Annotated in this window: 10 protein-coding genes; 9 read left to right on the top strand and 1 reads right to left on the bottom strand. The window is 34.9% G+C overall.

Annotation, left to right across the window (positions count from 1 at the left end; genetic code table 11):
- Positions 1-28 precede the first annotated feature (28 nt).
- The 9 genes from CBG49_RS08135 to CBG49_RS08095 all read left to right on the top strand — a co-directional run bounded on the left by CBG49_RS08135 (position 29) and on the right by CBG49_RS08095 (position 9,995).
- Positions 29-505, top strand: a complete 477-nt coding sequence (locus CBG49_RS08135; RefSeq protein ID WP_088594104.1) for an SMI1/KNR4 family protein — start codon at positions 29-31, stop codon at positions 503-505.
- Between the two features lie 17 nt (positions 506-522).
- Complete coding sequence (locus CBG49_RS08130; protein ID WP_009413581.1) at positions 523-1,134, top strand: hypothetical protein; 612 nt, start codon at positions 523-525, stop codon at positions 1,132-1,134.
- Between the two features lie 11 nt (positions 1,135-1,145).
- Complete coding sequence (locus tag CBG49_RS08125; protein ID WP_088594103.1) at positions 1,146-2,756, top strand: hypothetical protein; 1,611 nt, start codon at positions 1,146-1,148, stop codon at positions 2,754-2,756.
- Positions 2,757-2,760: 4 nt separating this feature from the next.
- Positions 2,761-2,940 (top strand): hypothetical protein, encoded by a 180-nt coding sequence (locus CBG49_RS08120; RefSeq protein ID WP_002678812.1) that lies wholly within the window; start codon positions 2,761-2,763, stop codon positions 2,938-2,940.
- Positions 2,941-2,946: 6 nt separating this feature from the next.
- Complete coding sequence (locus tag CBG49_RS08115; protein ID WP_009413578.1) at positions 2,947-3,858, top strand: YihY/virulence factor BrkB family protein; 912 nt, start codon at positions 2,947-2,949, stop codon at positions 3,856-3,858.
- Positions 3,858-6,308, top strand: a complete 2,451-nt coding sequence (priA, locus tag CBG49_RS08110) for a replication restart helicase PriA (RefSeq protein ID WP_088594102.1) — start codon at positions 3,858-3,860, stop codon at positions 6,306-6,308. Before CBG49_RS08115 ends, priA begins: the two co-directional genes overlap by 1 nt.
- Positions 6,309-6,496: 188 nt before the next feature.
- Positions 6,497-8,140 (top strand): ABC transporter ATP-binding protein, encoded by a 1,644-nt coding sequence (locus CBG49_RS08105; protein ID WP_418219536.1) that lies wholly within the window; start codon positions 6,497-6,499, stop codon positions 8,138-8,140.
- Between the two features lie 20 nt (positions 8,141-8,160).
- Positions 8,161-9,228 (top strand): chorismate-binding protein, encoded by a 1,068-nt coding sequence (locus CBG49_RS08100; RefSeq protein ID WP_088594100.1) that lies wholly within the window; start codon positions 8,161-8,163, stop codon positions 9,226-9,228.
- A gap of 35 nt (positions 9,229-9,263) precedes the next feature.
- Positions 9,264-9,995, top strand: coding sequence for a DUF4369 domain-containing protein (locus CBG49_RS08095; RefSeq protein WP_088594099.1), 732 nt, complete (start codon positions 9,264-9,266; stop codon positions 9,993-9,995).
- On the opposite strand, the gene CBG49_RS08090 is transcribed toward CBG49_RS08095, so the two are convergent.
- On the bottom strand, positions 9,992-10,948 hold the full coding sequence (locus CBG49_RS08090) for an acyltransferase family protein (protein WP_088594098.1): 957 nt from the start codon (positions 10,946-10,948) through the stop codon (positions 9,992-9,994). The two genes, CBG49_RS08095 and CBG49_RS08090, sit on opposite strands and share 4 nt — an antisense overlap.
- Between the last annotated feature and the right edge of the window lie 89 nt (positions 10,949-11,037).

The raw sequence follows: 11,037 nt of genomic DNA, 5'->3' as shown, positions 1-11,037 counted from the left end.
ATATAATAAGGTAATAATATTGTAGAAAATGATACAATCCATCATCGAAAAATATAAAGACAGAATAGCTGTAGGAACCAAAGACTTCATAAATATAACTTGGATTGAGCAAACAGAAAAGAAATTAGGTTTTCCTTTACCTGATAGTTATAAAGAGATGTTATTAAACTATGAATTTATCACTGTTTGTGGAGTCGATTTTAAAACTATTGTGCCACCTGAATATCAAGAGGATGCTGATATTGATATTTATTATACTTATCTAGTAAATTTGCAAAACAATCTATTTCAAAAAGACGAATTAACTTTCTTAGAGATAGACGAAGAAACATATTTCTTTAAAATAGAAGAAGCTGGTCAAGCTAATGAATATCCTGTTTACATTCGAGATTATATGATGAATGAAGAGCATCTATATGCCAATAACTTTCAAGAATTTTTAGAACATTTTTTTAGTATAATACTGGAAGATGATTCAAAAAAATATGATAAAAAAAGTAACTAAATCTAATTGCATCAAATATGAAACCATTACAACTAAGTGATTTTACAGTAGACCCTAATGACAATCACATATATCAAGCTGAATTTGAGTATGAAGAAATTACAGCTGAAATAGTTCTTACACACGAAAAATGGGATTTTAATAGAGTTTTTAAACTGTCTGAATCTGTATTTGCAAATTTAGAGAAACTAAACAATAAGGCTAAGTCATTTCTTGCAATGATAGAAGTAGGACAAATCAATGAACAATTAGAAGAGCAAGGAGGAAAAAAAATTACTGAAGAAGATTTTAAAAATCTAACCCCCATACTTAAGATCAATATTTGTGATGGAGAAATACAATTTTACTATCTTATGGTTTTAGGAGAGTATTTTTTAGGAGTTCAAATGTCAGCTGAAGATGATTTTAATAATCCTAATTTTTTATATTTATCAATAGAGACTACATTAGAAAGTGATGCTGAAGGACAAAAAATATTTAAAGCAACGGATATAAGTGTATATGAAGTTACTATAGGAAATGCTGAAAAAAAATCTCTATCTTCTACCTCTAATAATTTTTTGCAAGTATATGATAATAAAAACTTTTTTGAACAAATAGTTTCATTCTTCAAAGGATTATTCAAATAGATATAATTACTATGCAGTACCAAATAAAAACCGTCAAGGAAATCAAACATCTCATTCCAAACGATAGCGAATATGCTGGCTATAGCCAGTTCTATTCTTATGCCCATATTTTTTATGAAAATAGGTATGTAGTAGTAGTGCAAGGTGATTGGTATCCTAAAAGTACTGTAAATTTAGACAATATCAGCACACACTTCCCTGATTATCATTATCAAGAACTAGATGTCCCTACCTTTATCTTCGTACAAGGCAATGCTGTAGTGAGCAACCTCTTTAATCAGCGTAGTGAAGGGGCTTGTGGGCTTATCGTTTTGGGTAACCTATCAGCTGAAAATATAGCAGTTAGTGGACAAGAACTATATATACAAGGTAATCTTTTTGTAGAAGGTTTCTTTTGGGGGGACACAGCTATCGGGAAACTCACCGCAAAAAAAGCATTAGATATTCGAGTATTTATAGAAACTGAATATATTTATCCCCTTGAGCGTTTTGATACTGCCGATGAGGTAACAGTAAGTTATTGGCTCAAAAAAGATGACCCTGATAGATTTAAGAAAAATCATTTATTAAAATCATTACTCCCTAAAACTTTCCTCTACACTAAAAAAGAGGTTGAGGAAGAGAAAATAGAATTATGGGATTGGTCAGCTTGGTTAAAACGCGGTAAACTTTTTGAAGCCTTAGAAAAAGGAAGTGCAATTCTTTATGAAGAAGAGCAAATCGAAGAAAAGATTTTAAACAATGATGGTTTTACTTTCTTATTTAAGAGTACCGATATCAATTTAGAAAACTTACAACGTTTCATTAACCCTGAAGATTTTGCCCTACTTGAAAACAATGATGATGAAACGGGGAGATATTATGAATATTGGGAAGGAGAAATCTTCTATCGTATTACACTTTCTAAAATAAATCCTGCTATAGGAGGCGTGTATTTCTATTGCAACGAACAAGTTTTCTATTTATTTACTGATGGTGAAAAGTTGCATATCTCTTGGCAACCTAATGAGGCATCACCTTTTGTATACTTAGAAGCTCATAAAAACCCTCGTGAATATTATTTTGTACAAGAGTGCTGGCAATACTTCCAGCGTAGGTATTGTGAAGTAGTGCATTATGTAAGACTCTTTAGAGATAATGTAACAGTAGAACGTTATAACCAGTTGCTTTCACTCCCCGAAGTACAAAAATATTACAGTGATTATACTGATGTTGATGCTGTGCTCTATGTAGGGCGATATGGTTTTCAGTTCCGAAAAGCTGAAGGTAATACTTCTTCACGAATGACGATTACTAAAGAATATTGGGACGATAAATTATGCGATTACCAGTTTGTTTTCTATCATTACGAGCCAAACAAAGAAGGTACTGCTATCAACCTATTTACACAAGACGGCAATGGTTATGAATTTAGTACTTATAAAGTAGATGCTCAACATAGCAAATTCTACAAATTAGCAACTGCTATATTCAAACGTGCCGAAAGAGTACTCCTCACTGATGAATTCCTCTCTGAAAGAGAAGCTTCTGCACGTGAAATGGATGAGATAAGAAAACCAAAATCTGTGTTCAAACGCTTAGCAGAGAATATAGGTGCTTTTTTCAGCAGACGACGAAAATAAAAATATGAGTTTCAACTTTAATCAATATATAGGTTTTCTCCTTTTTGTAGTCATTTTCCTGATAGGTTTTTGGCTACTGTGCTTTTTGTGTTCGGTACTCCCTTATTGGTTAATAGGAGTAATAAAAGAGCGATTCAAAGAACGAAAATCTACTAAAAATATAGATTCCTCCTCTCAAAACTAACTACTGATGACATTGAAAGAAAGAATACAAAACCTCCCAATCATCAAGCAATTCGTCGGATTTCTAAAAAAAATACGTTTAGCTAAGAATGCTTTTTCTTTGTACGACTTGCTTGAGTTATATATTGTAGGGATTATGAAAGGTACTCTCACATATCGTGCGAGTGCTATTTCATACAGCTTCTTTTTAGCTATATTTCCCTTTTTATTGTTTATTTTAAACCTTATCCCATATATTCCCATTGATGATTTTCAAGTAGATTTTTGGGGATTTATTGATGATATGCTACCTCCTGGTACTCACGATTTCTTTTCTGATATCTTTTTTGATATTGCCGAAAAAAAACGTGGAGGTTTATTGTCGTCTGTATTTTTCTTATCTATTTTCTTGATGACCAATGGTATTATGGCTATTTTTGGAGGGTTTGAATTTTCGTACCACCGTCAAATCACACGCACTTATATCAAGCAATATCTTTATGCTCTAATGGTTGCTATCATCTTGTCATTATTAGTGTTGTTTGCGGTAGTTACTTTCATTTACTACGAAATATATTTAGTGCCTTACCTTGATAAAATCAATTTTATCACCGATTACGAAACGCTTCTCAAAATATCAAAAATCGGATTTGTTGCCCTGATTACCTACTTTGGTACAGGTGTGTTATTTTATTTTGGCACAGTAGAGGGTAAAGAAAGTAAATTCTTTTCAGCAGGCTCTCTCCTTACGGTGTTACTTTTTGGTTTAACCACCTATTTATTTGGTATTTACATCGAAAATTTTTCGCAATATAATCAGCTATATGGCTCTATTGGAGCGCTGCTTATTTTCTTGCTATATATTTGGATTAATGCCAATATTCTCTTGTTAGGATTTGAACTAAATGCGTCTCTTTTAAAACTTAAAAAACACGACTAATGTACTTTGTAGAAGTCATATTACCACTTCCGCTTCCTAAATTGTACACTTATCGTATCAACGAGGATGAAGCGCATTTCTTGCAAACGGGAATGCGTGTAGCTGTTTCATTTGGCAAATCAAAAGTATATACAGCTTTAGTTCATAAAGTGCATACTAATGAACCTACTTATGAAACTAAAGATATCGAATACATTCTAGACGAAACTCCCATCGTTACTCCTAATCAAATTACTCATTGGCAATGGATTGCCGATTATTATATGTGTACTTTAGGTGAGGTGATAAAATCGGCTTTACCATCAGCTTTTTTGTTAGAAAGTGAAACTGTTATTGAAATTGCTGAAAAAGACCTCAATCCCTATCTATTTAGCGATGACGAATTTCAGGTGTACGAAGCTCTACACTACAAAACAGCATTAAAAGGAAGTGAAGTGAGCAAAATCATTCCTAAAAAGAAGACTTTGAAGGTCATAAAGAGTTTGGTAGAAAAAGGTGCTACTCGTATTTCAGAAAGAATTTTTGAAAAATATGTACCAAAGCTCGTAAAATACATACGTTTAGCGGAAGCCTACCAATCTCAAGAAGGACTACAAAAAGCTTTAGAATTGCTGAAAGGTGAAAAGCAAAAAAAACTGATAATGGCTTACTTCAATCATATCAACAGAGAGGTTTTACCTTTAAAAGTTGAAAATCTATTAGAAGAAGCTAAGGTTTCAAATGCGGTACTCAAATCGGTGGTAGAAAAAGGTATTTTAGAAATATATTACCTGCAAAAAGATCGTGTAAGTTTCGCTGATAGTGAGGTTTTAGCAAAAAAAACACTCAACAATATACAAAACGAAGCGCTTTATCAAGTACAAGAACAGTTTCAAACTAAAAATACAGTACTTTTACAAGGTGTTACGGCTTCTGGTAAAACCGAAATCTACATTGAACTTATCGACCAATACCTAAAGAAAGGTAAACAAGTGCTTTACTTACTCCCAGAAATCGCCTTGACAATTCATCTTATCAATCGATTGAAAAAACACTTTGGTAAAAATCTATCAGTATATCATTCTAAATACAATACTAACGAGCGCGTAGAGGTTTGGAACAATGTACTGAACAATTGCTCCAAAGCACAATTAGTAGTAGGGGTGCGTTCTTCAGTATATCTGCCTTTCAAAGATTTAGGATTAGTGGTAATTGATGAGGAACACGATAGTTCATATCGTCAGTTCGACCCTGCTCCTCGCTTGCAAGCGCGTGATAGTGCCATTATGCTAGCTAACATCTTCAAAGCTAAAACTTTATTAGGTACAGCTACTCCCTCAATAGAAAGTATGCACAACGTAAAGGTAGGTAAATATGGCTTTGTCTATCTATCAAAACGTTATACTAATTTCCTCCCCCCTATCATCGAACTTATCGACATCAAGGACAAGCAACATCGCAAACGTATGAATGGACATTTTTCCGATATTCTTATTGAAGAAATAACCAATACTTTATCACAAGGAAAACAAGTGCTTTTGTTCCAAAACCGAAGAGGTTATGCACCTATTGTACAGTGTATGCATTGCGGCACAGTCCCTCAATGCCCACATTGCGATGTGAGTCTCACTTTCCACCATAGTAGCAATCAGTTGCGATGTCATTATTGTGGCTATGCAATACCTATGCCCAAAACTTGTATTGCTTGTGGAAGTGTAGATTTAAAAACAAAAGGTTTTGGTACTGAACAGATTAGTAAAGAATTAGAAGTACTTTTCCCCCAAGTAGCCATCGACCGAATGGATCAAGATACTACCAATGGCAAATACGGATATGAAAAAATATTAGCCAAATTTGAACAGCAAGAAACCCAAATATTGGTAGGTACCCAAATGATTTCTAAAGGATTAGATTTTGAAAATATAGGATTAGTAGGAGTAATGAATGCCGATGCTCTCATTCATTCTCCCGACTATCGAGCTTATGAACGTAGTTTTCAGTTGTTATTACAAGTCTCAGGGCGTGCAGGTAGAAGTGCTCAACGAGGAAAAGTTTTAATACAAACCTACAATCCTCAACACCCTGTAATTCAACAAGTATTACAAAATGATTTCAAGGGGATGTATCAAAATCAAATAGAGGAACGCCAATCTTTCTCGTATCCTCCATTTGTACAAATGATTAAAATAACACTGAAACACACGAACTTCAATCGTACAAATGAAGGTGCTGAGTGGTTCGCTAATGCTCTTAAAGAAGCTTTTGCTTCCAAAAAGGGAATAGAAATTTTAGGTCCTGAGTTTCCCTTAATTTCACGCATCAGAAACGAATATTTGAAAGATGTTTTAGTGAAGGTAAAACCTTCTGAACTTTCTATACATCATACTAAAGAACAAATCAAACGTATAGAAACCAGTTTTCAGTCTATTAGTAATTTTCGTACCATAAGAGTTAGTTATTTGATTGATTAATTTTTAGTTTGCCAATTCACTAATCAACAAATTGGCTAATTGACAAATTATTCTTACTTTTGCACTCTGATTGAGAATTTAAGCCAATGGCACATCTGAGACATATACGTAAATATTTTTATAAATATAAATACCACTTACTACTTGGGATACTTATTACCATAGTGTCGCGAGTGTTTTCACTCTTTATGCCGCGATATGTAAAAAACTCTATTGCAGCCATTGAGGACTTTGCTAAATCGGCTAACAAAGATGCCTCACAAATGACTTCCTTACTTATAGAATACGCGCTTATTATCATCGGTACAACTATCATATCGGCAGTGCTGATGTTCTTTATGCGTCAGCTTATCATCAATGTATCTCGTTACATCGAATACGATATGAAAAACGAGATATTTAAAAAATACGAACAGCTATCGCTTAGCTTCTACAAACGCAACCGAGTAGGTGACCTGATGAACCGTATCAGCGAGGACGTATCGAAAGTACGTATGTACGCAGGTCCTGCTATTATGTATAGTGTGCAAACTATTACACTTTTTGCTTGCGTAATTCCGCTAATGTTTATCATCTCTCCCAAACTTACTATCTACACCCTTATCCCACTGCCTATTCTCTCTTTGCTTATCTACAAAATGAGCAAAAAGATTAATATCGAAACGATGAAGGTACAAGCCTACCTATCCGACCTTTCTACTTTCTCGCAAGAAACTTTCTCAGGTATCGGGGTGATAAAATCGTATAATAACGAGGCGGCTACCGATACACAATTAGCAGTACTCGCCGAAGACGGTCGTCAGAAAAATATCAAGCTCGCTAAGATACAGGCTTTCTTTATCCCTACAATGATACTGATGATAGGATTGAGCCTTATCTTTGTAATCTTTATTGGGGGAAAGCTCTATTACACCGGTGAAATACAATCTATTGGAGTAATTGTAGAGTTCAGTATTTACGTGATGATGCTCACTTGGCCTGTGGCTACAGTGGGCTGGGTAAGTTCTATTGTACAACAAGCGGAAGCCTCGCAAAAGCGCATCAACGAGTTTCTTTCCGAAGTACCTCAGATACGCAATCAGGTAGGGGAGCTTACGCCTATTAAAGGAGATATTACATTTGATAAAGTATTTTTCCGTTATGAAGATACGGGAATAGAAGCTCTTAAAGACGTATCTTTCCACATAGAAGCAGGACAAACAGTAGCCGTTATAGGCAAAACCGGTAGTGGTAAGACTACACTGTTAGATCTCATTGCACGTATGTACGATGCAAATCAGGGTGAAGTACTGATAGGAGGCAAACCCGTAAGAGAATTGAATCTACACAGCTTGCGCAGAGCTATTTCGGTAGTGCCACAAGAGAACTTTTTGTTTTCGGACACTATTCGCAACAATCTGCGCTTTGGCAATAAAAATGCTACCGAAGAACAGATAATACAAGCCTGCCAAAAAGCAGTGGTACACAACAATATTACAGAGTTCACCCATCAATACGACTCGGTGCTTGGAGAGCGCGGGGTATCACTCAGTGGCGGGCAACGCCAACGGGTAGCTATCGCAAGAGCCTTGCTCAAAGAAGCCGAAATTTATTTGTTAGACGATTGTTTATCAGCCGTAGATACCGATACCGAAGAGAAGATTTTAACTAATTTGCGCGATACCTTAAAAGGCAAAACCGTAATTATAGTGAGTCATCGTGTGTCTATCACTAAATACGTCGATAAAATACTGATGCTCGACAAAGGAAAATTAGTAGAACAAGGAACCAAAGATGAGCTATTGCTACAAAATGGTGTTTTTAAAGCCTTTTACGATACACAAACCATATAAGCTGTTATGTGATTTAACTTATGAAAATAGAAACTGAAGATTATATTTCATTTGAAGAACTTTTAAAACAAGTACAGTACAAATATGCTGAACACTTACCTTTTGTGTGCTACAAGCCCCCTCATCACACTTCAGTAATATTGTTGGAACAAGAAGATGATACACTTCATTTTTTTAACACTGATAAAGAAGAACAAGAGGGATTTGTTTTCGCTCCTTTCGATGCTAATGAACCTGCTGTTATCATCACTGCTAACAAAGTTACCGTAAGCCATTTGCCTACACAATCGATTGTAGAAAATACTAATATTGATATTTTAGAAGATACCGAAGCTGAAAAACAAAAGCACATAGGTTTAGTGACCAAAGCTATTGATGAGATACACAGAGGTCATTTTGAGAAAGTGGTTCTTTCGCGCAAGATAACTATCAAAGAAGTGGTAAATCCGTTTAAGAGCTTTGCCAATATGGTAACACGATACCCTTCGGCATTTTGCTATTTGTTTTATCACCCTAAAGTAGGAACTTGGCTGGCTGCTACGCCCGAAACACTTTTTCAAAGTAATGGTAACAATTTTCAAACAATGGCTTTAGCAGGAACACAACCTTTCAAAGAAGGTGAGATTCATTGGTTTTCTAAAGAAAAAGAAGAACAACAAATAGTTACCAATACCATTGTACAACAGTTGCAAGGATATGCTGAAAAAATTGAAGTTTCAGCCCCTCAAACCGTGCAAGCTGGAAAAGTAATGCACTTATGTACTATAATCAAAGGAAAAATAAAAGAAAATAAAGCTTTTGAAATAATCCAACGCCTCCACCCTACCCCAGCTGTCTGTGGTTATCCTACTGATAAAGCTCATAAATTTATTATAGAAAATGAACTTTATAATAGACAGTATTACACTGGTTATTGTGGATGGGTATCTAATAATAACCAAACGCTCTATGTAAATCTACGCTGTATGCAAATCACTGCCAACGAAACCTTTTTATATGTAGGAGGGGGCATTACCAAAGATTCCATACCCGAAAAAGAGTACGAGGAAACACAAAACAAAGCTCAAACAATGATAACAATTCTGTAACATCACACTTTTTAATAACTAAAAACTAAATTATAATGAAAAGATTAGTAATGGCAATGTCGGCACTATTGATGATAGTAGCTTGCGAGAAGGACGACAAAAACACGATGATTGTAGAAGGCAATATCGAAGGGTTAAAAATGGGAACTATCTATTTACAACAATATGTAAATGATAAACTTACCAATATCGACTCAGTAGTAGCCAATGGTGATGGTAAATTTACTTTCAAACGGCATTTAGAAAGTCCTGAAGTTTTTTACATCTATCTCGATTTGAAGAAACAAGCTGGTACTGACCTCGGTGACCGCTTGATGTTTTTTGGTGAACCTACCACTATCAACATCAATAGTGCTTACGATATGTTTGAGGTAAGAGCCAATATCAATGGCTCTCAATCACAAAAGGAATACAATGAATACCTACACACTATGCGACAATTTGGGATGCGTAATGCTCAACTACTTGAACAACAAGTAAATGCTTTCAAAGCTGGCAAAACTTCTTTAGTCGATTCACTAAACGCTGCTTCCGAGAAGAATAACTTCCGTCGCCACCTTTTTGTGTTAAATTACGCCCTCTCTCACCCCAATTCTTACATTACTCCTTATGTAGTATTAGCAGATGCTCCTAATACCCGTGTAAAATATTTAGATTCTATATACGGGAAACTAAACAAAGATGTCGCTAATTCTAAATATGGCAAAGAATTCAAAACTTATATAGAAATAGCTCGAAAAGCTGAAAATGAGAGTATTAAGAATTAAAATCTACCATAGAGTATTCTCCTCAACCATTTCACCCGCTGTATGAGACGTTGTATAATATCACAGGCGATAACAGCTAAAACCGTAAAAATTACTACGTTCAAATAGAAGTTATCGCCTATATATTTTTTAATATAATCTACCAAAAAACGCATATAGTAATGAGTAACATATATTTCTAATGAGATACTTCCTAAATACTTCAAACATTGTGTTGCTTTATTTTCTGAATGACAGATCCCTTCCCATAGAACATAAGAAGCCGCAATACCCGTAAGTGCCAAAGCATACAAACGAAGAGAATCGAGTATATAATGAGATTTATCAACTGAAAAAAACAATAAAAGTGGAAAGACCACAAACCCTACCCATCCTATAGGGCGCAAAATTTTTAAGGCTTGAGATTTATATTTATGGGTAGCATAACCTAATGAAAAATAGATGAAATACCAACACAATTCGGGTAATCCATAAAAGATAGGTTGTGCTCCTGTAACTCGATGCAAAAATACAAGAATACTCCATAAACCTATCATTACCCATATTTCACGGTATTTGTTGATTTTCAAAGCAAGATAGAGCAGAACGCACTCCCAGAAAAGCAACCACAAGAACCACATTCCTTGTGTGGGTTTATAAATAAGCACGCAAAGATGTTCCCATACTTTTTCTATATCGAGGATATAACCGTGATAGGTGGCAGAAATTAAAAACCAAACGAAGAAAGGAATTACTAATACTTGAAAGCGTTTACTGAGGTTCAACTCACCACGTGCATTAAAGTTCACATAGCCTGAAAGGAACATAAATAAAGGCATATGAAAAGCGTAAATAGTTACATAAAAAGGGTTTGTACGGTCATCTCCTGAAAACCATTGTGAAGCGTGTCCCATCACTACCAATATGATAGTAAAACCTTTGAGCACATCAATAAGAGGATTGCGTTCTTTCATACCTATTTCTTTATAGGAGCAAAAATACTTTCTTTTTTTTAATTAGCAAAAATACTTTCTGTTTAAAGCATTCTTCTTTCTTAATAAAA

The sequence above is a fragment of the Capnocytophaga endodontalis genome, assembly GCF_002209445.1.
In the GTDB taxonomy this organism is placed as follows: domain Bacteria; phylum Bacteroidota; class Bacteroidia; order Flavobacteriales; family Flavobacteriaceae; genus Capnocytophaga; species Capnocytophaga periodontitidis.
The sequence above is the reverse complement of the archived record's forward strand: the minus strand, read 5'-3'. Positions and strand labels throughout refer to the sequence as shown.

Excerpts from the sequence above, each read along its gene's own strand:
- CBG49_RS08135 (WP_088594104.1), top strand. The coding sequence starts at position 29 with ATGATACAATCCATCATCGAAAAATATAAAGACAGAATAGCTGTAGGA.
- CBG49_RS08130 (WP_009413581.1), top strand. The coding sequence starts at position 523 with ATGAAACCATTACAACTAAGTGATTTTACAGTAGACCCTAATGACAAT.
- CBG49_RS08125 (WP_088594103.1), top strand. The coding sequence starts at position 1,146 with ATGCAGTACCAAATAAAAACCGTCAAGGAAATCAAACATCTCATTCCA.
- CBG49_RS08120 (WP_002678812.1), top strand. The coding sequence starts at position 2,761 with ATGAGTTTCAACTTTAATCAATATATAGGTTTTCTCCTTTTTGTAGTC.
- CBG49_RS08115 (WP_009413578.1), top strand. The coding sequence starts at position 2,947 with ATGACATTGAAAGAAAGAATACAAAACCTCCCAATCATCAAGCAATTC.
- priA (WP_088594102.1), top strand. The coding sequence starts at position 3,858 with ATGTACTTTGTAGAAGTCATATTACCACTTCCGCTTCCTAAATTGTAC.
- CBG49_RS08105 (WP_418219536.1), top strand. The coding sequence starts at position 6,497 with ATGCCGCGATATGTAAAAAACTCTATTGCAGCCATTGAGGACTTTGCT.
- CBG49_RS08100 (WP_088594100.1), top strand. The coding sequence starts at position 8,161 with ATGAAAATAGAAACTGAAGATTATATTTCATTTGAAGAACTTTTAAAA.
- CBG49_RS08095 (WP_088594099.1), top strand. The coding sequence starts at position 9,264 with ATGAAAAGATTAGTAATGGCAATGTCGGCACTATTGATGATAGTAGCT.
- CBG49_RS08090 (WP_088594098.1), bottom strand. The coding sequence starts at position 10,948 with ATGAAAGAACGCAATCCTCTTATTGATGTGCTCAAAGGTTTTACTATC.